The 25740-nt window shown below is 69.8% G+C and carries 23 protein-coding genes and 1 other RNA gene; 9 read left to right on the forward strand and 15 right to left on the reverse strand.

Features of this window, described 5'->3' with window-relative positions; all coding sequences use genetic code 11:
• Positions 1–110: 110 nt before the first annotated feature.
• The 4 genes from ssrS to HEP74_RS04480 all read right to left on the reverse strand — a co-directional run bounded on the left by ssrS (position 111) and on the right by HEP74_RS04480 (position 3193).
• Positions 111–296, reverse strand: a non-coding RNA gene (gene ssrS, locus HEP74_RS04465) — 6S RNA.
• Positions 297–394: 98 nt separating this feature from the next.
• Positions 395–688: a cell division protein ZapA gene (locus HEP74_RS04470; RefSeq protein ID WP_003471552.1), complete on the reverse strand. Its 294-nt coding sequence runs from the start codon at positions 686–688 to the stop codon at positions 395–397.
• Positions 685–906 (reverse strand): TIGR02449 family protein, encoded by a 222-nt coding sequence (locus tag HEP74_RS04475; protein ID WP_053836518.1) that lies wholly within the window; start codon positions 904–906, stop codon positions 685–687. Before HEP74_RS04475 ends, HEP74_RS04470 begins: the two co-directional genes overlap by 4 nt.
• Positions 907–973: 67 nt before the next feature.
• Positions 974–3193, reverse strand: coding sequence for a putative bifunctional diguanylate cyclase/phosphodiesterase (locus HEP74_RS04480; protein ID WP_185815372.1), 2220 nt, complete (start codon positions 3191–3193; stop codon positions 974–976).
• Between the two features lie 161 nt (positions 3194–3354).
• Between HEP74_RS04480 and HEP74_RS04485 the strand changes: the two genes are divergently transcribed.
• Both HEP74_RS04485 and HEP74_RS04490 read left to right on the forward strand, forming a co-directional pair.
• Positions 3355–3900 carry a YecA/YgfB family protein gene (locus tag HEP74_RS04485; protein ID WP_185815373.1) on the forward strand — a complete coding sequence of 182 codons (546 nt, stop codon included), beginning with the start codon at positions 3355–3357 and terminating at the stop codon, positions 3898–3900.
• 3 nt (positions 3901–3903) lie between these two features.
• The gene (locus HEP74_RS04490; protein WP_185815374.1) at positions 3904–5235 is read left to right on the forward strand and encodes an aminopeptidase P N-terminal domain-containing protein; all 1332 of its coding nucleotides are present in this window, start codon (positions 3904–3906) and stop codon (positions 5233–5235) included.
• Positions 5236–5343: 108 nt separating this feature from the next.
• Here HEP74_RS04490 and HEP74_RS04495 read toward each other — a convergent pair whose 3' ends face one another.
• Both HEP74_RS04495 and HEP74_RS04500 read right to left on the reverse strand, forming a co-directional pair.
• Positions 5344–8502: a multidrug efflux RND transporter permease subunit gene (locus tag HEP74_RS04495; RefSeq protein WP_185815375.1), complete on the reverse strand. Its 3159-nt coding sequence runs from the start codon at positions 8500–8502 to the stop codon at positions 5344–5346.
• 16 nt (positions 8503–8518) lie between these two features.
• Positions 8519–9673 (reverse strand): efflux RND transporter periplasmic adaptor subunit, encoded by a 1155-nt coding sequence (locus tag HEP74_RS04500; RefSeq protein ID WP_221893160.1) that lies wholly within the window; start codon positions 9671–9673, stop codon positions 8519–8521.
• Between the two features lie 160 nt (positions 9674–9833).
• On the opposite strand from HEP74_RS04500, the gene HEP74_RS04505 reads away from it, so the two are divergent.
• The gene (locus tag HEP74_RS04505) at positions 9834–10568 is read left to right on the forward strand and encodes a response regulator (RefSeq protein ID WP_185815377.1); all 735 of its coding nucleotides are present in this window, start codon (positions 9834–9836) and stop codon (positions 10566–10568) included.
• Positions 10565–11656: an ATP-binding protein gene (locus tag HEP74_RS04510; protein ID WP_185815378.1), complete on the forward strand. Its 1092-nt coding sequence runs from the start codon at positions 10565–10567 to the stop codon at positions 11654–11656. Before HEP74_RS04505 ends, HEP74_RS04510 begins: the two co-directional genes overlap by 4 nt.
• A gap of 36 nt (positions 11657–11692) precedes the next feature.
• On the opposite strand, the gene HEP74_RS04515 is transcribed toward HEP74_RS04510, so the two are convergent.
• The 9 genes from HEP74_RS04515 to rph all read right to left on the reverse strand — a co-directional run bounded on the left by HEP74_RS04515 (position 11693) and on the right by rph (position 20635).
• The gene (locus tag HEP74_RS04515) at positions 11693–12328 is read right to left on the reverse strand and encodes a cytochrome b (protein ID WP_185815379.1); all 636 of its coding nucleotides are present in this window, start codon (positions 12326–12328) and stop codon (positions 11693–11695) included.
• A 36-nt stretch (positions 12329–12364) separates the two neighbouring features.
• Entirely contained in the window at positions 12365–12958 is a 594-nt protein-coding gene (locus HEP74_RS04520) for a TetR/AcrR family transcriptional regulator (RefSeq protein ID WP_185815380.1), read from the reverse strand.
• Positions 12959–13153: 195 nt separating this feature from the next.
• On the reverse strand, positions 13154–14482 hold the full coding sequence (pepQ, locus tag HEP74_RS04525) for a Xaa-Pro dipeptidase (RefSeq protein WP_185815381.1): 1329 nt from the start codon (positions 14480–14482) through the stop codon (positions 13154–13156).
• Positions 14483–14754: 272 nt separating this feature from the next.
• The gene (locus HEP74_RS04530; protein ID WP_185815382.1) at positions 14755–15096 is read right to left on the reverse strand and encodes a PilZ domain-containing protein; all 342 of its coding nucleotides are present in this window, start codon (positions 15094–15096) and stop codon (positions 14755–14757) included.
• Positions 15093–17582, reverse strand: coding sequence for a DUF1631 domain-containing protein (locus HEP74_RS04535; RefSeq protein WP_185815383.1), 2490 nt, complete (start codon positions 17580–17582; stop codon positions 15093–15095). Before HEP74_RS04535 ends, HEP74_RS04530 begins: the two co-directional genes overlap by 4 nt.
• A gap of 87 nt (positions 17583–17669) precedes the next feature.
• Complete coding sequence (hemW, locus tag HEP74_RS04540) at positions 17670–18827, reverse strand: radical SAM family heme chaperone HemW (protein ID WP_185815384.1); 1158 nt, start codon at positions 18825–18827, stop codon at positions 17670–17672.
• Between the two features lie 103 nt (positions 18828–18930).
• Positions 18931–19524 (reverse strand): RdgB/HAM1 family non-canonical purine NTP pyrophosphatase, encoded by a 594-nt coding sequence (rdgB, locus tag HEP74_RS04545; protein WP_185815385.1) that lies wholly within the window; start codon positions 19522–19524, stop codon positions 18931–18933.
• Positions 19521–19913: a VOC family protein gene (locus HEP74_RS04550; protein ID WP_185815386.1), complete on the reverse strand. Its 393-nt coding sequence runs from the start codon at positions 19911–19913 to the stop codon at positions 19521–19523. Before HEP74_RS04550 ends, rdgB begins: the two co-directional genes overlap by 4 nt.
• Positions 19910–20635 (reverse strand): ribonuclease PH, encoded by a 726-nt coding sequence (gene rph, locus HEP74_RS04555; RefSeq protein ID WP_046981340.1) that lies wholly within the window; start codon positions 20633–20635, stop codon positions 19910–19912. Before rph ends, HEP74_RS04550 begins: the two co-directional genes overlap by 4 nt.
• Before the next feature lie 109 nt (positions 20636–20744).
• Here rph and HEP74_RS04560 point away from each other — a divergent pair, with 109 nt between their 5' ends.
• The 5 genes from HEP74_RS04560 (at position 20745) to HEP74_RS04580 (ending at position 25737) form a co-directional block, all read left to right on the forward strand.
• Complete coding sequence (locus HEP74_RS04560; protein ID WP_185815387.1) at positions 20745–21605, forward strand: YicC/YloC family endoribonuclease; 861 nt, start codon at positions 20745–20747, stop codon at positions 21603–21605.
• Between the two features lie 110 nt (positions 21606–21715).
• Entirely contained in the window at positions 21716–22345 is a 630-nt protein-coding gene (gene gmk / locus HEP74_RS04565) for a guanylate kinase (protein WP_185815388.1), read from the forward strand.
• Between the two features lie 112 nt (positions 22346–22457).
• Positions 22458–22757, forward strand: coding sequence for a DNA-directed RNA polymerase subunit omega (gene rpoZ / locus HEP74_RS04570; protein WP_003470812.1), 300 nt, complete (start codon positions 22458–22460; stop codon positions 22755–22757).
• A 101-nt stretch (positions 22758–22858) separates the two neighbouring features.
• The gene (locus HEP74_RS04575; RefSeq protein ID WP_185815389.1) at positions 22859–25030 is read left to right on the forward strand and encodes a RelA/SpoT family protein; all 2172 of its coding nucleotides are present in this window, start codon (positions 22859–22861) and stop codon (positions 25028–25030) included.
• Positions 25031–25353: 323 nt separating this feature from the next.
• Positions 25354–25737, forward strand: a complete 384-nt coding sequence (locus tag HEP74_RS04580; RefSeq protein WP_185815390.1) for a RidA family protein — start codon at positions 25354–25356, stop codon at positions 25735–25737.
• The last annotated feature ends 3 nt before the right edge of the window (positions 25738–25740 follow it).

A 25740-nucleotide genomic window follows, 5' to 3' on the forward strand; every position in this document is an offset into this window, starting at 1 on the left:
CGTGCGCTGCATGGAGGCCAGCGGCGGCGCGGATGCAATGCGTCGTCGGGCGCGGCGCACGCGGACGCACAAAAGGAAACGGCGCCTTGCGGCGCCGTTTCCGGGATATTGCATTCTCCGCCGTAGACGATGCGTGCGAAACGACCTTGAACCCGGGGTTCAAGTGGGATAGCTGGGGAACCATCGGGCTTCCCGCTACAAGGCGGACCTGCACACCCGATTCCGTCGCCATCCCGTGGTCGTAATTAAGGGACAAGGCGAATGTTTGCACACGCTGTCGTTTACAGCAGAGAACGCAAACGAAGTATAGCGCCGTCGCCGCGCTTGGCTAGTCCGTTCGTCGGTCGCGCGGTACGGCGCAATTCACGTTGATGATCGAAATGCGAGGCGGGTATCAACGCGCCGTATCGACCACGCCGTCGAGCCGGCGATTGAGGTCGGCGAGCGTGCGCGCCATCTCATGATCGCGCCGCGCCTGCTCGTCGCGCAGTTGCTGCAGTTCGTGCGCCAGGTTCAGCGCGGCCAGCACCGCGACCCGGTCCACCGCAGCCATGCGGTTGCTGCCGCGTACCTCGCGCATCTTCGCGTCGAGCAGGCGCGCGGCGGCGAGCAGGCTGTCGCGTTCTTCGGCCTCGACGCCGACGGTGTATTCGCGGTCCAGGATGCGGACGCTGACCGGTTCGCTCACGTGTGCTGCTCCAGCGACTTGAGCCGGGTGATCATCGCCTCGACCCGCGAGCGCGCCTGCTCGTTCTTGGTCAGCAACTGCGAGCGCTCGCCGATCAACTGCTCCTGCTGCTGGCGCAGGCTGCGGTTCTCGTCGGTGAGGCGCTGGCAACGCTCGACCAGCGTCTCCACGCGTGTGGCGAGGGTGCGAAGCTGGGCGAGGGCGTCGGGGCTGTCCATGGCGCCCACGATAGGCATGCGTCCGAGCGGCGGTCAAGACGCCAGCGGAGGGCGCGACGGCCGCCGCTCAGGCGGGCAGCAGCAGCGGCTGCCGCAGCAACTGCAGGCAGGCGTCCGGTTCCAGTGCCGGCGCGACCAGATGGCCCTGGATCTCGTCGCAGCCGTGCTGGCGCAGGAACGCCAGCTGGCCGGGCAGCTCCACGCCTTCGGCGACCACTTTCAGGGTCAGCGAGTGGCCCATCGCGATGATGGTGCTGGTGATCGCCTCGTCGTCCGGATCGCGGGTCAGGTCGCCGATGAATTCCTGGTCGATCTTCAAGGTATTGATCGGCAAGCGCTTCAGGTAGGCCAGCGACGAATAGCCGGTGCCGAAGTCGTCGATCGCCAGGGCCAGGCCCAGGGCGCGGCAGGCATGCAGGGTGGCGGCGTTCTTGCCGACCTGCGACATCACCACGCTTTCGGTGAGTTCCAGCTCGACGTTGGCGGCCGGGACCCCGGTCTCGGCCAGGATCCGCGCCATCAACGCCGGCAGGTCGCCGCGCTCGAGCTGGATCGCCGAGACGTTGACCGACATGCACAGGTCGGTCAGGCCCAGCTGGCGCCAGTCGCGCAGCGTGCTGCAGGCCTGGCGCAGCACCCATTCGCCGATCTCCAGGATCAGCCCGGTTTCTTCGGCCAGGGGGATGAACTGGCTCGGCGAGACCGTGCCGAAATCGGCGCTGTGCCAGCGCAGCAGCGCTTCCACGCCGACCACGCGCTGCTCGCGCAGCGAATAGCGCGGCTGGTAGACCAGCTTCAGCTCCTGGTCGAACGGGATCTTGCGCAGGCTGCTGGCCAGCGTGGCGCGGTGGCGGGTGGCCTCGTCCATGCGCGCCGAATAGACCTGCACGTTGCGGCGCCCGGCGGCCTTGGCCTGGTACATCGCGGTGTCGGCGTGCTTGAGCAGTTCGCTGGGCAGCAATGCGTGCTGCGGGAACAGCGAGATGCCGATCGACGAGGAGATCGCCACTTCGCGGCGGTCCTCCAGTTGCAGCGGCGCATCGAACGCGGCCAGCACGCGCGTGGCGACGGCTTCGGCCTCGGCCTGATCGGCGATGTCCTCCACCACCACGGTGAATTCGTCGCCGGCCAGGCGCGCGACCGTGTGCTGCGGGCCCACCGCCTGCTGCAGGCGTTCGGCGACCGCGCGCAGCACCCGGTCGCCGACCGCGTGGCCGAGCGAATCGTTGATGTCCTTGAACCGGTCCAGGTCCAGGAACAGCACCGCCACCGAACTGCCCTGGCGCCGCGCACGCACGATCGAACGCGCCAGCCGCTCGGACAGCAGTGCGCGGTTGGGCAGGCTGGTCAGCGTGTCGTAGTTGGCCAGGTAGCGCAGTTCCTGCTCGGCGCGCTTCTGGTCGGTGATGTCTTCCAGCACCACCACGTGGAAGCTGTGCCGGCCGTCGGCGTCGCCGACCGTGTTGCGGCGCACGTGGCAGAGGATTTCCAGGCCGTCCTTGCGCCGTTTCCAGGCATCGCCGCGCCAGGAGCGGCCGTGCTCGAGCGACGGCGCGGCGGGCACGTCGGGCGCATGGTCGAGCAGGGTCATCGGCTGGCCCAGCACCTCGCGTTCGCTGTAGCCGGTGATGCGGGTGAAGGCCGGATTGACCGAGATGAAGCGCAGGTCTTCGTCCAGCACCGCGACCGCCTCGCTCATGCTGCGCAGCACTTCGCTGGCGATGCGCCGTTCCAGGTCGGCCTGGCGGTGCGAGGTGATGTCGCGCGCGGTGCCGGCGAGCCGGCGCGGCTTGCCGGCGGCGTCGTAGTCGACCACGCGGCCGCGCACCCGCGCCCACAGCCACACGCCGTCGCCGGCCAGGTCCACCCGGTACTCGGCCACGTAGACCGGTGTCAGGCCCTGCAGGTGTTCGCGCAGCGCGCGCTCGGCCTGCGGCACGTCGTCGGGGTGGATGCGCAGCGGATCGTCCTCGCGGATCACCATGGTGATCTCCTGCGCGTGCGGCGCCGCTTCGTCGGCGCGCATGCGGCGCAGCTTGCGTTGCTGCAGGTCGTAGTCCCAGAAGTGCTCGCCGGAGGCCCACAGCGCCAGCTTCAGGTGGCGGTCGCGCTGCTGCAACTGCTGCTGGCGTTTCTGCTGTTGCTGCATGCGCCGCCGCCAGTGCAGCGCCTGCAGCGCGGAAACCACCGCGGCCACCGCCAGGATCGCCGCTGCGGCGGCCCAGCCCCAGCGCCAGTCCGTTCCGGCATATCCGGCAATTCCCGCAGCGACGTGCTCGATCGACATGGCGGGAAGAGGGCTTCGGTCAGGAAAGGGGGTGGTGGAGTGTAGGCGCCCGCCGGAAGCCTTAACAAGCAGCGCGACACATGCGGATTGCTACACTGCGCAGTCCCGCTCCGCCGCTGGCCCCGACTCTCGGTGGCGAGCGCACAACAGGCCTTGCGTCCATGATCGAACTTCCTAGCGCCGACGACGTCACCCAAGCCAGCCAGCAACTGGGCCTGGCCGCGTCGGCGGCCGAACTCCACGGTGCGTTGTGCGGCTGGCTGGCCGGTGGCGGCGCCGACCTGGCAGCGTGGCCGGCCGCGGTGCTGGCCGATGCCGGCATCGCCACGCCGCGCAGCGGCGACGTGCTCGACCGGCTGCGCGAGGCCACCGCCGCGCAGCTGGAGGACCGAGATTTCGCCTTCGACCTGGTCCTGGCCGATGCCGGCGCGCCGCTGTCCGAGCGCGCCGATGCCCTGTTCGACTGGTGCCGCGGCTTTCTCGGCGGTTTCGGCCTGGCCGCCGGGGCCAAGCCGCCGTTGTCGGAAGAAGGCGAAGAATCGCTGCAGGACCTGGCGCGGCTGGCCCAGGCCAGCACCGACGATTTCGACAGCGCCGACGAGGACGAGGACGCGCTGGCCGAGATCGAGGAATTCGTGCGCGTGGCCGCGCTGCTGCTGCACAGCGACTGCGTGCTCGGCCCGCGCCATCGGCAACGCCTGAACTGAGCGATGAAGCGACTCACCGGCATCGGCGCGGGCGAATACGCGCGTCGGCGCAAACAGTTGATGGACATGGCTGGCGACCACGCCATCCTGGTGCTGCCGAGCGCACCGGAGCGGGTGCGCAGCCACGACACCCATTACCCGTACCGGCAGGATTCGGACTTTTGGTACCTGTGCGGTTTCCCCGAGCCGGAGGCGGTGCTGGTGCTGGTGCCTGGGCGCAAGCACGGCGAGGCGCTGCTGTTCTGCCGCGAGCGCGATCCCGAGCGCGAGGCCTGGGACGGCCCGCGCGAAGGCCAGGAAGGCGCGGTGGAACGCTACGGCATGGACGATGCGTACCCGATCGAGGACCTCGACGAGATCCTGCCGGGGCTGCTGGAAGGCCGCTCGCGGGTCTACTACCACTTCGGCCGCGACGTCGATTTCGACCTCAAGCTGATCGGCTGGGTCAATCGGGTGCGCGAGCAGGTGCGGCATGGCGCGCAGCCGCCGCACGAGTTCCTGGAACTGGGCCACCTGCTGCACGAGCAGCGCCTGTTCAAGTCGCGCGACGAGATCGCGCTGATGCAGGTCGCCGCCGACCTCAGCGTGGCTGCGCATCGCGCGGCGATGCGGCTGGCACGGCCGGGCATCCACGAATACCAGTTGCAAGCCGAGATCGAACGCGAGTTCCGCGCCGGCGACGCCTGGCCCGCCTACGGCAGCATCGTCGGCAGCGGCGCCAACGCCTGCGTGCTGCATTACCGCGCCAACGCCGCGCGCCTGCGCGACGGCGACCTGGTGCTGGTCGACGCCGGCGCCGAGTACCGCGGCTACGCCGCCGACATCACCCGCACCTTCCCGGTCAGCGGCCGCTTCAGCGCCGAGCAGCGCGCGCTGCACGAGCTGGTCGGCGCCGCGCATGCGGCGGCGCTGGCGCAGGCGCGGCCGGGCGTGGCCTACGAGGCCGGGCACCTGGCGGCGGTGCAGACCCTCACCGAAGGCCTGCTGCGGCTGGGCCTGCTCAAGGGCACGCTGGAGCAGAACCTGGCCGATGGCGACTACCGGCGTTTCTATCGGCACAAAACCGGGCACTGGCTCGGCCTGGACGTGCACGACGTCGGCGACTACAAGCTGGCCGGCGCCTCGCGCCTGCTCGAGCCGGGCATGGTCTTCACCATCGAACCGGGGCTGTACATCGCCGCCGACGACAAACAGGTGGAGCCGCGCTGGCGCGGCATCGGCATCCGCACCGAAGACGACGTGCTGATCACCGACGACGGCCACCGCGTGCTGACCGCCGCGCTGGCGCGCAGCGCCGAGGAGATCGAGGCGGTGATGGCGGGGAATGGGGAGTAGCCCACCGGGATCGAGAAGGACAACGGCGACAGGCCGCGTGTGATGGCCGCCAACCCGCGAATGCCGCAGGCGATCGCGATGGCCTGTACGGGCGCGGTGCGCGATCGCCTACTCCTGATTCCCGGCGCCTTTCGCGCTTCCCGTTCTCGTCTTCGCGGTTGCGGATCGCGTGCGCCAGGCCGAGAAACGTTCCTGCATGCCGATCACGAACACGAAGAACGCCGGCACGAAGAACACCGCCAGCAAGGTGCCGCTGACCATGCCGCCGAATACGCCGGTGCCGATCGCATGCTGCGTTTCGGCGCTGGCGCCCGAGGCCAGCATCAGCGGCACCACGCCCAGCGCGAATGCCAGCGAGGTCATCAGGATCGGGCGCAGGCGCAGGCGCGCGGCATTCACCACCGCCTCGGCCAGGCCCTGGCCCCCGACGTGCAACTGCCGGGCGAACTCCACGATCAGGATCGCGTTCTTGGCCGACAGGCCGATGATGGTGATCATGCCGACCTTGAAGAACACATCGTTCGGCAGGCCGCGCAGCATGACCGCCGCCACCGTGCCGAGCAGCCCGAGCGGCACCACCAGCATCACCGACAGCGGAATCGACCAGCTCTCGTACAGCGCCGCCAGCACCAGGAACACCACCAGCGCCGACAGCAGGGTCAGCATCGGCGCCTGCGTCGCCGACTGGCGTTCCTGCAGGGATTGACCGGTCCAGGCCACGGCGAAACCCGGCGGCAGCTGCGCCGCCAGGCGTTCCATCTCGGCCATCGCGTCGCCGCTGGAGACGCCGGGTGCCGCGCCGCCGGCGATGCGCACAGCGGGAAAGCCCTGGAAGCGCATCAGTTGCTGCGGCGAGTCGATCCACGACGGCGCCACCACTTCGCGCAGCGGCAGCATGCCGCCGGAGGCGGTGCGCACGCGCAGCGCCAGCACGTCGTCCAGCTGCATGCGCGCCGGCGCGTCGGCCTGCACGATCACCTGCTGCATGCGCCCGGCGTTGGGGAAGTCGTTGACGTACAGCGAGCCCATCGCCGCCGACAGGGTCGCGCTGACCGTGCCGAACGACAGGCCCATCGCTTCGGCCTTGTGCCGGTCGATCTGCAGCTGGATGCTCTTTCCCGGCGGCATGCCGTCGGGATAGACGTCGCCGACCAGCTTGCTGCGCGCGGCCAGTTCCAGCAGCCGCGCCTGCGCGGCCATGAGCGCGGCGTCGCCGCGGTTGCCGCGGTCCTGCAGGAACAGGGTGAAGCCCGAGGACGTGCCCAGTTCGTCGATCGCCGGTGGCATCAGGCTCATCACCGTGCCTTCGGCGATGCCGTGCATGGCCTGCTGGGCCAGCGCCGCTTCCTGGTTCGCGCTGGCGCCGCCGCGTTCGTCCCAGTCCTTGAGCATGGTGAAGGCCATTGCCGCGTTCGGCCCCGCGCCGGCGAAGCTGAAGCCCTGGATGACCAGGTTCGAGGCCAGCGCCGGGCGCGTTGCGACATGCGCCTCGAAGGCCTTCACCACATCGAGCGTGCGCTCGCTGGTGGCGCCGGTTGGCAGTTGGATGGAGGTCATGAAATAGCCCTGGTCCTCTTCCGGCAGGAACGAAGACGGCAGCTGGCGCGCCGCGAACACCAGCGCGACGCAGACCACGCAGAACGCCGCCATCATGCGTCCGCTGTGCCGGATCATACGCGCCACACGCGCCGCGTAACCGCAGGTCAGGCGCTCGAAGCGGCAATTGAAGGCGCCGAAGAAGCCGCGTTTCTCGTGGTGGCCGGGCTGCGGCGGACGCAGCAGCGTCGCGCATAGCGCCGGGGTCAGGGTCAGCGCCAGGAACGCCGAGAACAGGATCGAGACCGCCATCGACAAGGTGAACTGCTTGTAGATCACGCCGACCGAGCCGGCCGCGAACGCCATTGGAATGAACACCGCGGTCAGCACCAGGGTGATGCCGACCACCGCGCCGGTGATCTCCCGCATCGCCTTGGACGTGGCGTCCCTGGGCGAGAGCCCTTCGCTGGCCATCAGCCGTTCGACGTTCTCCACCACCACGATGGCATCGTCGACGATGATGCCGATCGCCAGCACCATGCCGAACATGGTCAGCACGTTGATGGAGAACCCGGCCAGCAGCAACACTGCGAACGTGCCGAGCAGCGCGATGGGCGCGACGATCGCCGGAATCAGCGTATAGCGGACGTTCTGCAGGAACAGGTACATCACCAGGAACACCAGCAGCATCGCTTCGAGCAGCGTGTGCAGCACCTTCTCGATAGAGATCTTCACGAACGGCGCGGTGTTGAACGGGATAGAGTAGGCCATCCCGGTCGGCATGCTGGCGGACAGTTCGTCGAGCCTGTCCTGTACCGCCTGCGCGGTCCGCACCGCGTTGGCGCCGGGCGAAAGCTGGATGGCGGCGCTGGTCGCAGCCGCGCCGTTCTCACGGTTGGAGAACGCGTAGGATTGCGCGCCCAGTTCCACGCGCGCCACATCGCCGAGCACGACCCTGGCGCCGTCGGCGCTGGCGCGCAGCACGATCGCGGCGAACTGCTCCGGCGTGGACAGCTGCCCGACGACGGTCAGCGGCACGGTCAGGCGCTGGCCGGGCAGGGTCGGTTCGTCGCCGATGCGGCCCGGCGCGATCTGCGCGTTCTGCTGTTCGATCGCTTGCGCCAGGTCGGTCATCGCCAGCCCGTAGGCGACCAGCTTGTCCGGATCCACCCACACGCGCATGGCCTGCTCGGCGCCGAACAGCTGCACGCGGCCGACGCCGTCGATCCGGCGCAGCTCCTGCACGATGTTGCGCGCCATGTAGTCGTTGAGCGCGACCTCGTCGTAGCGGCCGTCGCGCGAGGTCATGCCGATCAGCATCAGGAAGCCGGAGGCGGCCGACTCCACCTGCAGGCCGCTTTGCCGCACCGCCTGCGGTAGGCGCGGCTCCACCGCCTTGATCCGGTTCTGCACGTCCACCTGCGCCAGCTCCGGATCGGTGCCCGGTTTGAAGGTCGCGGTGATCTGCGCGGTGCCGGAGGTATCCACCGAGGACTCGAAGTACAGCAGATTCTTGACCCCGGCCAGTTCGCGTTCGACCAGGCCGACCACCGAGTCGTTCATCGTCTGCGGCGTGGCGCCGGGATAGCTCGCGTACAAGGTCACCGACGGCGGCGCCACCGAGGGATAGCGCGCGACCGGCAGTTGCCCGATGGCGATGGCGCCGAACAGCACGATGAACAACGCGATCACCCACGCGAACACCGGACGCTCGATGAAGAACTGGGGCATGCTCGGTTCCTCCCGCTCAGCGCGCGCTTGCGGCGGTGGCCGCGCTGGCCGGACCACGCCATGGGCGGGCGGTGACCGCCGCTCCGGCGCTCAGGCGTTCGATGCCCTCGATGACCACCCGCTGCCCCGCGTGCAGGCCGGAGGCGATGCGGTAGCGGCGTTCGACCAGTTCACCCAGTTCGACCGAGGCGCTGTGTGCGCGTCCGTGCGCATCCACGATCCACACGTACGCCTGCGCGCCGATCCGGGTGACCGCCTGCTGGGGAACGGTGAGCGCCTGCGCATAGCTGGCCCGCGGCACCCGCGCGCGCACGTACATCCCGGGCAGCAACCGCCGCTGCGGGTTGTCGACCAGGATGCGCAACAGCACGTCGCCGGTGCTGGCGTCGACGTCGATGCCGGAGAACAGCACGCGCCCGCTCACGCCGGAGGGCCGCCCGCTGCGATCGAGGATCTGCGCGGGCAGGCCGTGGTCGCCGGCCGCCTGCGCGCCCGGCGCGTCGCCAAGCGGGTCCAGCGCGGTCGCCGGCTGGCGCACGTCGACGTAGACCTGGTCGATCTGCTGGACCACGGCCAGCGGCGCACTGTCGGTCGGCGCGACCAGCGCGCCCTCGGTGAGCAGCGCCTGGTCGATGCGCCCGGAGATCGGCGCATCGACCCGCGCGAACGCCAGGTCCAGGCGCCGCCGCGCCAGCGTCGCGCGCGCTTCGGCCACGTCGGCCGCGGCCTGGTCGCGTTGCGCCACCGCGTCGTCGTACGTCTGCCGGCTGACCATGTCGGATTGCACCAGGCGCTCGAGCCGTGCGACCTGCCCGCTGGCGCGCGCTAGCGCGGCCTGCGTGCGTTGCAGCGCCGCCGCAGCGCTGTCGACCTCGGCCTTGAACGGGGCCGGGTTGATCTGGAACAGCGCCTCGCCGCGTTTCACTTCTGCGCCCTGTTCGAAGAAACGCCTTTGCACGATGCCGCCGACCTGCGGCCGGATCTGTGCGCTGCGCACCGCGGAGATCCGCCCCGGCAGGTCCACGCTCGCGGTCACCTGCTCCGGGCGCAGGGTCAGCACCGTGACCTGCGCCGGAGGCGGTGCGGCCGCGTCCTGCCCATCCGTTCCGCAGCCGGCCAGCGCCAGCGCGGCCAGGCCGGCCGTCGCCAGGTTTCGGTACCACTGTCGCATGCACATGCCTCACGAGCCTCGATGGTGTCGCCGCGCCGCGCGTGCGGCGGAAGTGCGAAGCGAGGAGCGTGACAGGCGATGGTTGCGGCGTTTTCGATGCAGTGTGGAGATATGATGGAGACCCATCGACCATCCAGCGTCGAAGCATTCCAGCGTCCACATGTCCGCCTCCGCCTCAGGCCCGTCTCCGGTGCCCGCGTCTGCCGCTCTCGTCCTGATCGCCGAAGACGAGCGCGAGATCGCCGAGATCCTGGCGGCGTATCTCGCGCGCAGCGGGTTGCGCACGGCGCACGCGGCCGATGGCCGTGAAGCGCTTGCCATGCATCTGGCCCTGGATCCGGATCTGGTTCTGCTGGATGTGCAGATGCCCGGCGTGGACGGGTGGAAGGTGCTTGCGGAGTTGCGTCATCGCGGCCACACCCCGGTCATCATGCTCACCGCGCTCGACCACGACATCGACAAACTGATGGGCCTGCGCCTGGGCGCCGACGACTACGTCGTGAAGCCGTTCAATCCGGCCGAAGTGGTGGCGCGCGTGCAGGCGGTGCTGCGGCGGATCCAGGCCAGCGGCGCGCCCGAAGCGCGCGCGCTGCGGGTGGGTGCGTTCCATCTCGATCTGGACCAGCACGATGCCAGCGTGCGGGTCGGCGAGCGGCGCCACACGCTGGACCTGACCCTGACCGAGTTCAAGATCCTGAGCCGGCTGATGCGCGCGCCCAGGCGCGTGTTCAGTCGCGCCGAGCTGTTGAGCGCCTGTCTGCCCGAGGGCGACAGCCAGGAACGCACGGTCGACAGCCACATCAGCAAACTGCGCAAGAAACTCGAGGCCCTCGGCGTGCAGGGCACGCCGGTCAGCGTGCGCGGCGTCGGCTACCGGTTCGGGCACGGCGCGTGAGCCAGGAACCGGGGCTGCGCCGACAGGTCGTGCTGTCGCTGGGCGTGCTGGCGCTGGGGATCATCCTGCTGTCGGTGGTCGGCTCCTATGTGTTCTATGCGCTGGCCGTGGCGTATCTGCCGGGCAGCATTTCCGAAACCTGGATGCCGTCCCGGGTCGAGCTGGCATGGATCGTCTGCACCGCGGTGGCGGCGCTGGCGGTGGCCATGCTGGTGGCCGTGCGCCTGTCGCGCCGCATCCTGATGCCGCTGAACTCGGTGGCGCACAGCCTGCGCGAGATCGCCCAGGGCAACCTGCAGGCGCGCGCGGCGATGGACGAACATGCGCTGGGCGAGACCGCGCAACTGGTGCGCGACTTCAACACGATGGCCGAACGCCTGCAGCGCATGACCCGCGAACGCGAGTTCTGGAACGCGGCCATCGCCCATGAGCTGCGCACGCCGGTCACCATCCTGCGCGGGCGCCTGCAGGGCTTGGCGGAAGGGGTGTTCGTGCCCGAAGTGGAGACGTTCCAGGGGCTGCTGCGCCAGGTCGAGGGGTTGAGCAGGCTGATCGAGGATCTGCGTGTGCTCAGCCTCAACGACAGCGGCCATCTGGAACTGCACCTTGCGCCGGCCGACCTGGCGCAGGAACTGTCCGCCGTCGTCCACGCCTTCGCCGGCGGCCTGGCCGCGCGCGGCTTCGTGCTGCAGGTGGAGCTGGATCCGCGGATGCAGGTCGTGTGCGATGCGGTGCGCATCCGCCAGGCCTTGATGGCCTTGCTGCAGAACGCGCTCGCGTACGCCGAACCCGGCGCGTTGCGGGTGCGTGCAGGCAACCGAGGCGGCATGTGCGAGCTGAGCGTGGAGGACGACGGCCCCGGCATCGATGCGGACGTCGCTGCGCGCGTGTTCGAGGCCTTCCGCCGCGGCGATCCTTCGCGCTCGCGCAAGAGCGGCGGCAGCGGCCTGGGCCTGGCCGTGGTCAAGGCCATCGCCGTGGCGCATGGCGGCGATGCGATCTGCCGGCCCTCGGGCACCGGTGGCACCAACTTTCTGCTCCGCTGGCCGTTGCCGGCGGGCGAACCGGCCCCGCTGCCGGGCGTGTGATTCGCGCGGCAGGCCGGGGTCTGCGCGCGTCGCTGCTCAGGGTGCCGGAGTGCCGCTCTCGCCGACCGGTGCGGACGCAGGCGCAGTGCGCGCGGTCCGCCACGGCAGCATGCGCGCGAGCACGTCGTCGCGGCGCACCCAGTGGTGGAACAGCGCTGCGGCAACGTGCAGCGCGACCACCAGCCACGCGATCCATTTGCCGATGAAGTGATGCACGACATCGATGGGCGCCTCGAACGCTTCCCAGCTGAGCGCGAAGCGCTGGCTGATCCACGCGAACAGCCGGGTCTCGTTGAACCCGGTGACGCTGAACAGGCCGAAGTCGGTATCGGCGCCGGTGCCCACGTAGCCGGTCAGCGGCATGACGATCAGCAGGGCGTACAGGCCCCAGTGCGCCGCATGCGCGAGCCGGTGTTCCAGCGGCGATCCCGGCGGATCGTCCGGCTGCACGTCCAGCCAGCGCCACAGCAGCCGCGGCAGCACCAGGAAGCCGACCAGCAGGCCGAGCACCCAGTGCAGGTTGAGCACCGGCAAGGACGCGTCGGAGGTGTCGTCCATGAACCAGATGACGTAGTAGACGACCACGTAGGCGCCGATGAACGCGGCGGCGGTGGTCCAGTGGAACAGTTTGGCGACGAAGCCGAAGCGGTTTGCGGTGGTGCGCCATTGCATGAGGGGAATTCCTGGCAGCGTGCGGGATGCGATCGTTCAGCGGGCGAGCAGGCTGCCGAGCAGCCGTTCCAGGCTGTCGAGCGCGTCGGCCAGGCGCGCCTGCTGATCGCCCTCCGGTTCGGCGATCCAGAACGAGGCTTCGGTGATGGCGCCGTAGAGCATGCGCGCCATCACCCCGCCATGCAGCGGCGCCACCGTGCCGGCGGCGATCAGGGTCTCGATCGAGGCCTGCAATGCGTCGATCCCTACCGACTGGGCGGCCGGCGGGACGTCGCCGAACACGGCGCGCGCGTCCTGCAGGATGATGCGGCGGATCTCCGGTTCCAGCGCCAGTTCCAGATAGGTGCGGCAGCGGCGGCGAAACCCTTCCCACGGCGAGGGCGCCGCGTCCGACACGGCCTGCAGACGTTCGCCGACCTCGGCCTCGATCTGCTCGATGACGGCGGTCAGCAGGCCTTCCTTGCCATTGAAGTGGTGGTAGAGCGCCCCGCGGGTCAGGCCTACCGCGGCAGTGAAGTCGTCCATCGAGGTGTGCGCGAAACCTTGCGCGGCGAACGCGCGCCGCGCCGCCGTCAGCAGTTTGGCGCGGGTCTCCTCGATCATCTCGGTGCGGGAACGACGACGTTGCATGCGGTGGCCAGTTGACATACGCGACGCATGCTATTTTCATACGTCGCGTATGTCAATGCGGCTGCGCGCACGCCGCTAGCGGACCGGAAGCGGCGGTTCGAAGTGGCCAGGATGCGCGCTGATCCATGGCGCTGCGTGCCGCTCGCCATGGCTTTGGCAGCAGGCGTTGTTGCTAATCCCGAATCCCGGCTGCCGTCAGGCCGCCGCGGCGAACGCCGGCCGCGTCAGGTTCTCCGGTTCGCCGTCGGTGCAGGCCACCTCATCTTCGATGCGGATGCCGCCGTAGGGCTTGAACTGCTCGACCCGGTTCCAGTCCACGCTGGCGGCATGGCCGTTCTGCTTGACCTCGTCCAGCAGCATGTCGATGAAGTACACGCCCGGTTCGATCGTCACCACCATGCCTGGTTCGAGCACGCGGGTCATGCGCAGGTAGGGATGGCCGGCGGGGCGTTCGATGCGGCCGCCGCGGTCGCTGGCGGCGAAGCCGGCCACGTCATGCACCTGCAGGCCGATCGGATGGCCGAGGCCGTGCGGGAAGAACGCAGCGCTGACGCCGGTGGCCAGCGCGGCTTCCGGCGACACGGTGATCACGCCGAAGTCCTTGAGCACGCCCATCAGCGCCAGGTGCGCGTCGAGGTGCAATTGCTTGTAATCCACGCCGGCGCGCACGCCCTGGCCCATGCGGATCTGCGCGGCGTCGACCGCGTCGATCAGCGCCTGGAACTCGCTGCCGGTGTCGGCGGCGTAGCTGCGGGTGATGTCGCTGGCGTAGCCGTGCGCGGAGGCGCCGGCGTCGATCAGGAAACTGCGCCGCTGCGCCGGCGCCTGCCGATCCAGTTCGGTGTAGTGCAACACCGCGCCGTGCTCGTTCAGCGCAATGATGTTCCCGTACGGCAAGTCGTTGGCGTCCTGGCCCACCGCGCTGCAATACGCCATGTGGATTTCGAACTCGCTGCGGCCGTCGCGGAACGCGGCTTCGGCGGCGCGGTGGCCGCGCACCGCCAGGTGCTGCGCCTGGCGCATGAGCGCCAGTTCGTAGGCGGTCTTGTAGGCGCGGTGGTACTCCAGGTACTGAACCACCGCTTCGGGATTGTTCGGTACGTAGTCGCCCAGCGCGCTCTGCGCTTCGCCGAGGATCGCGCAGCGCGCGGCCGGTCCCGGCAGCAGCGCCAGCGCCTCTTCCGGGCTGCGGATGACGTGGATGTCGCAATGCTCGACCCACCAGCCGTTCGGTGCGGCCGGCACCACGTGCCAGTAGTCGCGCGGCTGGTGGAAGATCAGCTGCGGGCGGCGCCTCGGGGTGTAGACCAGCCAGCTGTTCGGCACCTTGGTCAGTGGCAGCCACGCCTTGAACTGCGGGTTCACCGCGTACGGATAGTCGCGATCGTCGAACAGCTGGTAGTGCAGGCTGCCGCTGGGCACGAGCAGATGGTCGAAGCCGCCGCGCGCCAGCGCCGTGTCGGCGCGTTGCGCCAGCGTGCGCAGGTGGTCGGCGTACAGGGCGCTGGGGTCTTGCTGGATCATGGCGGCGGCTCGGTCGGCGATGCGGAAAGGCAGGCGCCAAGTTTGCCGCAAACGGCACGCACGCGTTGACGCACCGCGTGCCTGTGCATGGCATGCGGCTATGCGCAGGCGTAGCCGAAAAGCGGCAGGCGTTGCCACGCCGGCCGATCTTCTTCTGTCTTGTGCAGGCGATGAAACTGTAGGAGCGGCTTCAGCCGCGACAGACTCCATCGAGAGTGTCTGTCGCGGCTGAAGCCGCTCCTACAGGGGGCGCCGGCGATGCTGCCGGCGCGCTACCCGGCCGGGCCGGCGTTGATCCATTGCCGCAGCAGCTCGCGATGCGCCGGCGAGATGGTCAGGAAGCGGAAGCCGGCCCAGGCCTGGCCCGGCGCCTGCGCGCGTTCGCTCCACAACAGGTGCACGCCGACGTCGATCTGCGCCTCGCGGCCGAGTTGCGGCAGCGCGAAGCGCAACTGGTACAGCGCGTCCTCGTGCAGCGGCACCGAGGCCAGCAGCAGCATGCCGCTCTCGGAGAGGTTGCCGAGCCGGCCGACCACCGCGTCTTCCATCATGTCCAGCACCGGCACCATGTCCGGGACCTGGCGGCGCGGCGAACGGCGGGCTTCGGCGATCATGCGTCCTCCAGGGTGTCGGCGGGGACCGGCGCGCCGGCGAGAGTGCGCAAGGCGCGCACGGTGGCATGCCAGGCGCGGTCGATCAGGCGCGCGCGGTCCTCGGTGACGATCCGCGCCTGGCTCTGCGCCAGCAGCCGCGACAGCGCATCCAGCGAGTACTCGGCGGTCTTGTGTCCGCGCTGGTTGACGAACAGGGCGCGGTCGGTGATCGGGCTGTACCAGGACAGGCGCTGCCGTTTCAGGTCGCCCTGCTGGTTGGTCACGAATTCGAACCAGGTGCCGAACGGCAGGCTGCGCAGCCGCGCATAGGCCGCTTGCTCGGCTTCGTTGCGCGGCGCCAGCAGCGGCCGCTCGCCATCCTCGCCCTGGTCGCCGAGGCGGGTGCGCGCCTTCAATTTGGCGCTGAGTTCGGTGCGCGAGGTCAGCGTGTCGCCGCCGCCGGGGGTGGACAGGCGCCGCGCGATCGCCTCGGCTTCGTCCTGGTGGTAGCCCACCTGCAGCAGGGCGCTGCGCACTTCGCCGGCCAGGTCCGGATCGGGCTCGCCGCCGCTGGCGCGGCAGGTGACCTCGGCGATGCACTGGCTCAGCTGCTTGCGATCGCGCCATGCATCGGAGTCTTCGCCCTGGCGCAGCAGGGTCAGGGTCAGCACATCGGACCAGGCCTGGTTCAACAGCGCCTGCACGAACTTGGGCGGCTCCCAGGTCCGGCACAGCGCTTCCAGCGTGGAGCTGGCCAATTCCTTGGCCACCTCCAGCCGCTCCTTGCCGCGCGCGGCCTCGATATGGCGGCGCTCGGCGATCTCGGCCTTGTGCGCCAGTGCGCGGTACTGCGCCAGGATGTCCTGGTGGGCCTGCTCGAAGACCTGCTCGTCGCCCTCGTATTCCTCGACCACCCGGTCGACGGTCTGGTTCAACTTCAGCAGCAACTGCGGATCGGTGTCCTCTTCGCTGAGCCAGGTGGCGCCGGACTCGGCGACCGCATTGAGCAGCTCGCGCGCCGGGTGCTGGCTGCGCACGAAGAACGCGCTGTCCTGCAGCGCGGCGCGCACCAGCGGCACCTGCAGGCGCTCCAGCAGGTCGGCGGCTGGCGCATCGCTGCGCACTTCGCGTTCGATTTCCGCGTACAGCAGGCCGAGCAGGTCGAAGGTGTCGGCATCCTGCGGCGCCAGCGCCGCCTGCGGGCCATGTTCGCTGCGCAGCGTGGCCAGCAGCGCCGCCTGCACGTCGCGCATCTGGCGGCGCCCGCGCAGGCCGGCCAGGGCGCTATGCGCCGGCGGCTGCGCCTGCAGTTCGCCCAAGGCCTGCAGCAGCGATGCGGTGGGCACGGCGGGGGCATTGGCCTGGGCGGAGGCGCTCGCCGCGCCGCTTGCGGCGGCGCGCGGGGCCGGCATCGTGGCGTTGCCGGATGACGCAGGCATCGCTGTCGCTGCGGCAGCGTGGACGGCGCCTGCGGGAGCGGTACCGGTGGTCGCGGCCGGCGCCGTCGCACGGTCGCGTGCCGCAGCGAGCAGCTGGCGCAGCGTGGCCAGGTCGGTCGGTGCGTTGTCGGGCGCGGCCGATGCGGCGCTTGCTGCCGTTGCGGCGTTGGCCGCGGTCGGTGGCGGCAGCGGGGGCGCTGCGCTGGGCGGGGCTTCGCCGCCGGCGGCACCGGGGCCCGGGCCGGACCAGCCGCCGGGCGCCGCCTGTCCGGACCAACCGGTGGCCGGGCGCGTGGCCGAGGACGGGCGCGCCACGCCGCGGTTGCCGGCGGCCGCGGCGGGCGCGTTCGTCGGCCGCGCCACGTAGGGCAGGTAGACCAGGCCGGGCAGCACGCCGGCGTGCGCCAGCAGCACGTTGGCGCGTTCCACCATCTCGCCGTAGCGGACCAGCGCCTGGCGTTCGAAGGCGCGGTACAGGGTCAGCTGCGCGTCCAGCCCCAGGCGCAGTTCCTCGCCGGCCTCGCGCAGGATCCGGCACAGCAGGTGCGGCCCCAACGGCGTGTGCTCGGCTTCGAACGCCGGCCGCGCGGCGAGCACGCCGAAGCGCTGGCCGAGCAGTTGCAGCGGGGTGCTGGCCCGCGCCGCCTCGCGCCGGGCGATGTCGTGCAGGACGATGTCGCGGTCGATGTCCACGTCGGCGACCAGGGTCAGCATCTGCATCGCCGCGCTGGCCTTGTCCTGGCGCAGCAGGCCGACCGGGGCGAGCGGCAGCCGCAGCGTGGCCAGGGCCGCTTCCAGCTGCGCTTTGTAGAACGGCGCAAAGCGCTCGCGGCGCGCCCGCAGGCCCTGCAGTTCCTGGTAGATGTCCTCCTGCAGCTGGCTGTTGCGCGCGCGTTCGGCCTGGTCGAACAGCTCGCGTTCCAGCTCGCTCAGGGTCGACTGCAACGGCGCTTCCAGCGTCTGCCACACCAGGCCGGTCAGCGCCTCCAGGATGTCGCGCACGCGCGTGGGCAGGGCGGCGCTAGCGAGCGTCGCCGGGCTTGCCGACGGAATGGCAGACAATGACATCCTGTGATCGCCGTTTGATTTCCGGGGTCCGGTATGTAACACGTTTCTGGCGGCGCAACCATGTTGGCGGCGGCCTGGCGCAGCATTTCAGAGCATGAACAGGGCGACCACGTCGTTGGTGAAGCGCCGTCCCAGTTCGGTCGGCAGCGCATGCCCGGATTCCACCTGCAGCCAGCCCCGCGCCTGCGCCTGGGCCAGCGCCGGAGCGATCGTCTCCGGTTCCAGGCCGGTGCGCACGGCGAAGTCGCGCAACGCGAACCCCTGGTTCAGGCGCAGCGCATTGAGCATGTATTCGAACGGACGCCGCTCGGCGCCGATCCAGTCGTCGCCGCCGATCGCCGCCGGGGTGCCGGCGGCGGCCAGGAACGCCTGCGGATGCTTGGTCTTCCAGCGCCGCAGGATGCTCTGCTCGGCGCCGGAGCTGATCTTGCCGTGGGCGCCGGCGCCGATGCCCAGATAGTCGCCGAACTTCCAGTAGTTGAGGTTGTGCGCGCACTGGTAGCCGTCGCGGGCGTAGGCGCTGACTTCGTACTGGGCGTAGCCGGCCGCGGCCAGCAGCGCCTGGCAGTGCTCCTGCATGTCCCAGGCGTCGTCGTCCTCGGGAATGCCCTGCGGCGGGCGCGCGGCGAACACCGTGTTCGGTTCCAGGGTCAGCTGGTAATGGCTGATGTGGGTGGGCTGCAGCGCCAGCGCGCGCGCGATGTCGGTTTCCGCCCCGGCCAGGGTCTGCTGCGGCAGTGCGTACATCAGGTCCAGGTTGAGGTTGGCGTAGCCGGCGTCCTGCGCCAGCTTCACCGCGCGCTCGGCATCGGCGCTGTCGTGGATGCGGCCCAGGCGCTGCAGCGCGGCGTCGTCGAAGCTCTGGATGCCGAAGCTGAGCCGGTTGACCCCGGCCGCCAGGTAGCGGTCGAAGCGCCCGTGTTCGGCGGTGCCCGGGTTGGTCTCCAGGGTGATTTCCAGGTTCGGCGCGAAGCGCAGGCGCGCGCTGGCCGCCTGCAGAAAACGGTCGATCGCCTCGGCCGGGAACAGGCTGGGGGTGCCGCCGCCGAAGAACACGGTCTGTACGGTGCGGCCCCAGACCAGCGGCAGGTCCTGGTCCAGATCGCGGATCAGCGCGTCCACGTAGTCGTCGAACGGCAGCGCGCCCTTGGCCGCATGCGAGTTGAAATCGCAGTACGGGCATTTGCGCACGCACCAGGGCAGGTGCACGTACAGCGACAGCGGGGGCGGGATCAGCGGCGGCATCAGGCGGGCAGTGTAGGGCGGTGGGCTGGCGCGGCGGCGTATGCGCGCCGCTGTGGCGGGGACTGCGTCTTGAAAGCGACCGGCTGCGCCGGCGCAGCGGCCGCTACAGCGACGCCAGCCGCTGCTTCAGCAGCGCCAGCGCCTGGCCGCGGTGGCTGATCCGGTTCTTCAGCGCCAGCGGCATCTGCGCCGCGCTCTGGCCGTGGTCCGGATCGAAGAACACCGGATCGTAGCCATGGCCGCCGTCGCCGGCGCGCGCATGCAGGATGCGCCCGCGCCAGCTGCCTTCCACCAGCAGCGGTTGCGGGTCTTCGGCATGCCGCAGCAATACCAGCACGCAATAGAAATGCGCGGTGCGCTGCGCGTCGGGGACGTCGCGCAGTGCGTGCAGCAGCTTGTCGATGTTGGCCGCGGCATTGCCGTGTTCGCCGGCGTAGCGCGCCGAGTACAGCCCGGGCGCGCCGCGCAGCGCGTCCACGCAGATGCCCGAGTCGTCGGCCAGCGCCGGCAGGCCGGTGACCTGGGCGGCGTGGCGCGCCTTCAGCAGCGCGTTCTCGACGAAGGTCAGGCCGGTCTCGTCGGCATCGCGCACGCCGAGCGTGGACTGCGCGACCAGGTCGATGCCGGCGCCGTCGAGCAGCGCATGCAGTTCTTCGAGTTTGCCGGCATTGCTGCTGGCCAGGACCAGGGTCTTCATTGCTTGGGTTCCAGCAGGTCCCACTTGGTGCCGTACAGGTCGCGGAACACCGCGACCGTGCCATAGGGTTCCGCGCGCGGGGATTCGAGGAACTCCACGCCCTGCGCCAGCATTGCGGCGTGGTCGCGGGCGAAATCGTCGGTGTACAGGAAGTGGTCCACGCGCCCGCCGGTCTGGTCGCCGATCCGCGCGCGCTGCGCGGCGTCGCCGGGTTCGGCCAGCAGCAGCGCGGCATCGTCGCTGCCGCCCGGGCCGACCACCACCCAGCGCTTGCCGTCGCCGAGCGCCACGTCCTGCAGCAGGGCGAAGCCGAGCTTGCCGGTGTACCAGGCGATCGCCGCGTCGTAGTCGGCCACGACCAGCGTGGTCAGCGCGATCCGCCGCTTCACCGTGCCAGTGCCTCGCGCTGGGCGGCAAGCAGTTGGCCGATGCCGGTTTCGGCCAATGCCAGCAGCGCATCCAGTTCGTCGCGGCGGAACGCGTGGCCTTCGGCGGTGCCCTGGATTTCGATGAAGCCGCCACCGTCGTTCATCACCACGTTCATGTCGGTGTCGCAGTCGCTGTCCTCGGCGTAGTCCAGATCCAGCACCGGCGTGCCGCGGTAGACGCCGACCGAGACCGCGGCGACCGCGCCGAGCACCACCGGCTTCTTCAGGTCGCCGCGCTTCTGCAGCCAGTTCACCGCGTCCATCAGCGCCACGTAGGCGCCGGTGATGGCCGCGGTGCGGGTGCCGCCGTCGGCCTGCAGCACGTCGCAGTCCAGCGTGATGGTGCGCTCGCCCAGTGCATTGCGGTCCACGCAGGCGCGCAGCGCGCGCCCGATCAGGCGCTGGATTTCCAGCGTGCGCCCGCCCTGCTTGCCGCGCGCGGCCTCGCGGTCGGAGCGCGAATGGGTGGCGCGCGGCAGCATGCCGTATTCGGCGGTGACCCAGCCTTCGCCCTTGCCGCGCAGGAAGCCCGGCACCCGGTTCTCTACGCTGGCGGTGCAGAGCACGCGGGTGTCGCCGAAGCTGACCAGCACCGAGCCTTCGGCGTGACGGGTGAAGGCGCGTTCGATGCGCACCGGGCGCAGTTGATCGGCCGTGCGGCCACTGGGACGGGAAAAGGACATGGGGATCGATCCGGAGGTGTCGTGAGGGCCGGGCGCGGCAGCGGGCCGGGCCGTGGGAGCTGAGAGGCGCTAGGTTACCATTCGCGCTTTGCACGCACCGGAACAGCACATGATCCGCAGCATGACCGCCTTCGCCGGTGCCGAGCGCATCACTCCCTGGGGCACGCTGGGCTGCGAACTGCGCTCGGTCAACCACCGTTTCCTGGAAGTGGGCGTGCGCCTGCCGGAAGAGCTGCGCGCGCTGGAGCCGCAGTTGCGCGAGCGCCTGGCCGCCCGCGTCAGCCGCGGCAAGCTGGACCTGATGCTGCGCCTGCGCGCGCCCGACGCCGCGCAGTCGCTGGCGGTGAACGAGCCGCTGGTCGAGCAGCTGGCGGTGCTCGCGCAGCGGCTCGGCGCGCGCTTCCCGCAGCTGCAGGTGCAGTTCGCCGACCTGCTGCAGCTGCCCGGCGTGCTGCAGGGCCAGGCGGTCGATCCGGCCGCGCTGCAGGCGCAGGCGCTGGAGCTGCTGGATGAAGTGGTTTCCGAGTTCGTCGCCGCGCGCGAGCGCGAGGGCGGCAAGCTGGCCGCGGCCATCGTCGAGCGGGTCGATGCGGTCGAGCGCGTCGCCGCCGAGGTGAAGCAGCTGATCCCGGCCATCCGCGAGGGCCAGCGGACCAAGCTGGCCGCGCGCCTGGCCGACCTGCCGCATCCGGTCGATCCGGGCCGTGCCGAGCAGGAACTGGTGCTGTGGCTGCAGAAACTCGACGTGGACGAGGAACTGGACCGGCTCGACAGTCACATCAAGGAGATCCGCCGCGTGCTGCGCCAGCCCGAGCCGGCCGGCCGCCGCCTGGATTTCCTGATGCAGGAATTCAACCGCGAGGCCAACACCCTGGGCTCCAAGTCGGTGGACAGCCGCACCTCCAACGCGGCGGTGGAGCTGAAGGTGCTGATCGACCAAATCCGCGAGCAGGTGCAGAACCTGGAATAGCCGGGAACAGGGAATCGGGAATGGGGAATGGCCAAAGCGGTTACGATTCACCCGCGGCGCTGCTTGGCGCTGTTCCCATTCCCCATTCCCGGTTCTCCATTCCCACTCACATGCGCGGCACTCTCTATATCGTTGCGGCGCCTTCCGGCGCCGGCAAGAGCAGCATCGTCAACGCCACGTTGGCGCGCGATCCGCAGATCGCGCTGTCGATCTCGTTCACCTCGCGCGCGCCGCGGCCGGGCGAGCGCCATGCCGAGCACTACCACTTCGTGTCCGCCGACGAGTTCCAGGGCATGATCGATGCCGGCGACTTCTTCGAGTACGCCCGCGTCCACGGCGACTGGAAGGGCACCGCGCGGCAATCGGTGGAGCCGCAGCTGGCCGCCGGCCACGACGTGCTGCTGGAGATCGACTGGCAGGGCGCGCGCCAGGTGCGGGCCAAGGTGCCCGACGCGGTCAGCGTGTTCATCCTGCCGCCGTCGCGGGCGGCGCTGGAGCAGCGCATGCGCAAGCGCGGCCAGGACAGCGAGGCGGTGATCGCGCAGCGGCTGGCGGCGGCGCGCGAGGAGATGTCGCACTACGCCGACTTCGACTACGTGATCGTCAACGAGGACTTCGACACCGCGGTGGGCGAGATGTGCGCGATCTTCGTCGCCAGCCGCCTGCGGCGCCTGCCGCAACAGCAGCGGCATGCCGATCTGATCGCCGCGCTGCTCGATCAGGATCAGGCAACTGGCTGATTCCAAAGGAAACTGAATAACGGCCGGTTGATTTCAGCCGGCCCGCGCCCTACAATCGCTGCCCTTTCCCTCATTCGAGCGCGTGGCCGTCACCGGCCCGCCGGGAGCCCGCATGGCCCGCATCACCGTAGAAGATTGCCTGGAAGTCGTTAACAACCGTTTCGAACTGGTCATGATGGCGTCCAAGCGCGCCCGCCAGCTCGCCAACGGCGTGCAGGCCACCCTCGACAACACCGAATCGGCCGACAAGCCGACGGTGCTGGCGCTGCGCGAGATCGCCGCGCGCAAGATCGACAACGCGCTGATCGACGAAGTCGAGAAGTCCGAGCGCGAGCGTGCCGAGCGCGAAGCGCTGGAGTGGGCCGCGGCCGAGGTCGTCGCCGACGAAGACATGTCCAAGAACGACGACTGACCGCGTCACCGCGCTCGGAACGTCTGCCGAACAGCCCGCATCCGCGGGCTGTTTCGTTTTGCGGGTTTGCCGTCCTCGCGCCGCTGGCATAGTCTTCGCGCATGAACCCAGGCCCTTCTGCCCAGGTCGCCACCGCCGCGCCATCGCCGGCCAACGAGGCGATCCCCGACTACGTTCTGCAACTCGAACGCAGCGCCAGCTATCTGCCGGCCGAGCAGATCCCGCTGCTGCGGCGCGCGTGGGAAGTGGGCGCGGCCGCGCATGCCGGGCAGACCCGTAAGTCCGGCGAGCCCTACATCACCCATCCGGTGGCGGTGGCCGGCGTGCTGGCCGAGCTCGGCCTGGACGTGGAGGCGCTGATCGCGGCGATCCTGCACGACACCATCGAAGACACGCCACTGACCCGCGCCGAACTGGCCGCCGAATTCGGCGAGGCGGTGGCCGAACTGGTCGATGGCGTCACCAAGCTGGACAAGCTGAAGTTCCGCGACCGCCAGGAAGCGGCGGCCGAGAGCTTCCGCAAGATGCTGCTGGCGATGTCGCGCGACCTGCGCGTGATCATGATCAAGCTCGCCGACCGCCTGCACAACATGCGCACGCTCGGCGCGCAGAGCGCCGAGGCGCGCAGCCGCATCGCCCGCGAGACGCTGGAGATCTACGCGCCGATCGCGCAGCGCCTGGGCATGAGCCTGATGAAGTCCGAGCTGCAGAACCTCGGCTTCCGCGCGCTGCATCCGTGGCGCCACGCGATCATCGAAAAGCACATCCGCAGCCAGCCGGTGGTGCGCCGCGAATCGATGGCGCAGGTGGAGGTGCAGCTGTCGCAGCGGCTGGCCAAGGAAGGGCTGGAGCACCGCCTGGTCAGCCGGATCAAGACCCCGTGGAGCATCTACAACAAGATGCGCGACGAGAACAAATCCTTCGACCAGGTGATGGACGTGTTCGGCTTCCGCCTGGTGGTACGCGGGGTGCCGGACTGCTACCACGCGCTGGGCGCGGTGCACGCCACGTTCAAGCCGCTGGACGCGCGCTTCCGCGACTTCATCGCCATTCCCAAGGCCAACGGCTACCAGTCGCTGCACACGGTGCTGTTCGGTCCCTACGGCTCGCCCATCGAAGTGCAGATCCGCACCGAGGAAATGGACCTGATCGCCGAGCGCGGCGTGGCCGCGCACTGGACCTACAAGTTCGGCGGCGAGTCGCCCAACAGCGCGCAGAGCCGCGCGCATGCGTGGATCGTCGAATTGATCGAGTCGCAGCGCGCCGCCGGTTCGTCGCTGGAATTCCTCGACAACGTCAAGGTCGACCTGTTCCCGGACGAGGTCTACCTGTTCACACCCAAGGGCAAGATCCTGGCGCTGCCGCGCAATTCCACCGCGCTGGATTTCGCCTATGCGGTGCATACCGACGTCGGCAACCGCGCGGTGGCGTCGCGGGTGGACAAGAAGCTGGTGCCGCTGCGCACCAAGCTGGTCAGCGGGCAGACCGTGGAAGTGATTACCGCGCGTTCGGCCACGCCCAAGCCGCAGTGGCTGGAGTTCGTGGTCAGCAGCAAGGCGCGCACCGCGATCCGCCATCAGCTCAAGCAACTCGAGCACGAGGACGCGGTGCAGCTCGGCCACCGCATGCTCGACCGCGCGCTGGAGGCGATGGACAGTGCGCTGGAGCGGCTGCCGAAGGGGCGCCTGGACTCGTTCCTCAGCGAGCACCGCTATCCGCGTCTGGAGGCGCTGCTGGCCGACATCGCGCTGGGCAACTGGATGCCGAATCAGGCCGCGCAGGCGCTGATGGCCTATGCGGAACTGCGCGGCGGCGGCTTGTCCAAGCATTCGCAGGAAAAGATCCTGATCAACGGCACCGAGCGCGGCGTGGTCAGCTTCGCCAACTGCTGCCAGCCGATTCCCGGCGACGAGATCATGGGTTACCACACCGCCGGCAAGGGCATCGTCGTGCACCGGCTGGATTGCCCGAACCTGGCCGAACTGCGCAAGTCGCCGGAGCGCTGGGTGCCGATCGGCTGGGACACCAGCGTCATCGGCGACTACGACACCGCATTGGTGGTGGACGTGGAGAACCGCACCGGCGTGCTGGCGCAGCTGGCCGCGGCGATCGCGCAGAGCCAGTCCAACATCGAGCGGGTGGACTACCTGGATCGCGACTTCAACGCCGCGGTGCTGCGCTTCAACATCCAGGTGCGCGACCGCAACCACCTGGCCGAAGTGATGCGCCGGTTGCGGCGGTTGACGGCGGTGCAGAGTGTGCGGCGCCAGTAGTGGTGGGGCCGGGATTGGGGATTCGCAAGTGCGCGCCAGCTGCGCTTTTGTAGGAGGGGCTTCAGCCCCGACACCTTGCTGATAAAGCGTCGGGGCTGAAGTCCCTCCCGCAGAAAGCGTTTGCGCCGCAGCGCGCAAAAAGCGCCTTTTTGCATCAAGCCGCTTGACAGCGATTTGCCTCGGAGCAGCATCCTGCCGTCCCGAGTCCCGAGTCCCGAGTCCCGAGTCCCGAGTCCCGAGTCCCGAGTCCCGAGTCCCGAGTCCCGAGTCCCGAGTCCCGAGTCCCGAGTAAAATACCCATTCCCTTTTCCGTTGGAGCCGCCATGTCCCGCCAGATCATCCACACCGAGCAGGCGCCGGCCGCGATCGGCCCGTATTCGCAGGCGGTGCGTGCCGGCAACACCGTGTACTTCTCCGGCCAGATCCCGCTGGACCCCGCCACCGGTGAGGTCGTGCCGGGCGATATCGGCGCGCAGGCGCGCCGCGCCTTCGACAACCTCAAGGCGGTGGCCGAGGCGGCCGGCGGTTCGCTCGACCGGATCGTGCGGCTGGGCCTGTACCTGACCGATCTGTCGCAGTTCGCCCAGGTCAATGCGGTGATGCAGGACTATTTCCAGGCGCCGTTCCCCGCGCGTTCCACCATCGAAGTGTCCGGCCTGCCGAAGGGCGTCGGCTTCGAGGTCGATGCGGTGATGGTGCTCGACTGACCC

Source organism: Xanthomonas sp. SS, assembly GCF_014236835.1.
Classification (GTDB): domain Bacteria; phylum Pseudomonadota; class Gammaproteobacteria; order Xanthomonadales; family Xanthomonadaceae; genus Xanthomonas_A.

What these genes read in the sequence shown, in the direction of transcription:
- HEP74_RS04475 (WP_053836518.1), bottom strand. Translation starts at nt 906, where the DNA reads ATGGACAGCCCCGACGCCCTCGCCCAGCTTCGCACCCTCGCCACACGC.
- HEP74_RS04480 (WP_185815372.1), bottom strand. Translation starts at nt 3,193, where the DNA reads ATGTCGATCGAGCACGTCGCTGCGGGAATTGCCGGATATGCCGGAACG.
- HEP74_RS04485 (WP_185815373.1), top strand. Translation starts at nt 3,355, where the DNA reads ATGATCGAACTTCCTAGCGCCGACGACGTCACCCAAGCCAGCCAGCAA.
- HEP74_RS04490 (WP_185815374.1), top strand. Translation starts at nt 3,904, where the DNA reads ATGAAGCGACTCACCGGCATCGGCGCGGGCGAATACGCGCGTCGGCGC.
- HEP74_RS04495 (WP_185815375.1), bottom strand. Translation starts at nt 8,502, where the DNA reads ATGCCCCAGTTCTTCATCGAGCGTCCGGTGTTCGCGTGGGTGATCGCG.
- HEP74_RS04500 (WP_221893160.1), bottom strand. Translation starts at nt 9,673, where the DNA reads ATGCGACAGTGGTACCGAAACCTGGCGACGGCCGGCCTGGCCGCGCTG.
- HEP74_RS04505 (WP_185815377.1), top strand. Translation starts at nt 9,834, where the DNA reads ATGTCCGCCTCCGCCTCAGGCCCGTCTCCGGTGCCCGCGTCTGCCGCT.
- HEP74_RS04515 (WP_185815379.1), bottom strand. Translation starts at nt 12,328, where the DNA reads ATGCAATGGCGCACCACCGCAAACCGCTTCGGCTTCGTCGCCAAACTG.
- HEP74_RS04520 (WP_185815380.1), bottom strand. Translation starts at nt 12,958, where the DNA reads ATGCAACGTCGTCGTTCCCGCACCGAGATGATCGAGGAGACCCGCGCC.
- pepQ (WP_185815381.1), bottom strand. Translation starts at nt 14,482, where the DNA reads ATGATCCAGCAAGACCCCAGCGCCCTGTACGCCGACCACCTGCGCACG.
- HEP74_RS04530 (WP_185815382.1), bottom strand. Translation starts at nt 15,096, where the DNA reads ATGATCGCCGAAGCCCGCCGTTCGCCGCGCCGCCAGGTCCCGGACATG.
- HEP74_RS04535 (WP_185815383.1), bottom strand. Translation starts at nt 17,582, where the DNA reads ATGTCATTGTCTGCCATTCCGTCGGCAAGCCCGGCGACGCTCGCTAGC.
- hemW (WP_185815384.1), bottom strand. Translation starts at nt 18,827, where the DNA reads ATGCCGCCGCTGATCCCGCCCCCGCTGTCGCTGTACGTGCACCTGCCC.
- rdgB (WP_185815385.1), bottom strand. Translation starts at nt 19,524, where the DNA reads ATGAAGACCCTGGTCCTGGCCAGCAGCAATGCCGGCAAACTCGAAGAA.
- rph (WP_046981340.1), bottom strand. Translation starts at nt 20,635, where the DNA reads ATGTCCTTTTCCCGTCCCAGTGGCCGCACGGCCGATCAACTGCGCCCG.
- HEP74_RS04560 (WP_185815387.1), top strand. Translation starts at nt 20,745, where the DNA reads ATGATCCGCAGCATGACCGCCTTCGCCGGTGCCGAGCGCATCACTCCC.
- gmk (WP_185815388.1), top strand. Translation starts at nt 21,716, where the DNA reads ATGCGCGGCACTCTCTATATCGTTGCGGCGCCTTCCGGCGCCGGCAAG.
- rpoZ (WP_003470812.1), top strand. Translation starts at nt 22,458, where the DNA reads ATGGCCCGCATCACCGTAGAAGATTGCCTGGAAGTCGTTAACAACCGT.
- HEP74_RS04575 (WP_185815389.1), top strand. Translation starts at nt 22,859, where the DNA reads ATGAACCCAGGCCCTTCTGCCCAGGTCGCCACCGCCGCGCCATCGCCG.
- HEP74_RS04580 (WP_185815390.1), top strand. Translation starts at nt 25,354, where the DNA reads ATGTCCCGCCAGATCATCCACACCGAGCAGGCGCCGGCCGCGATCGGC.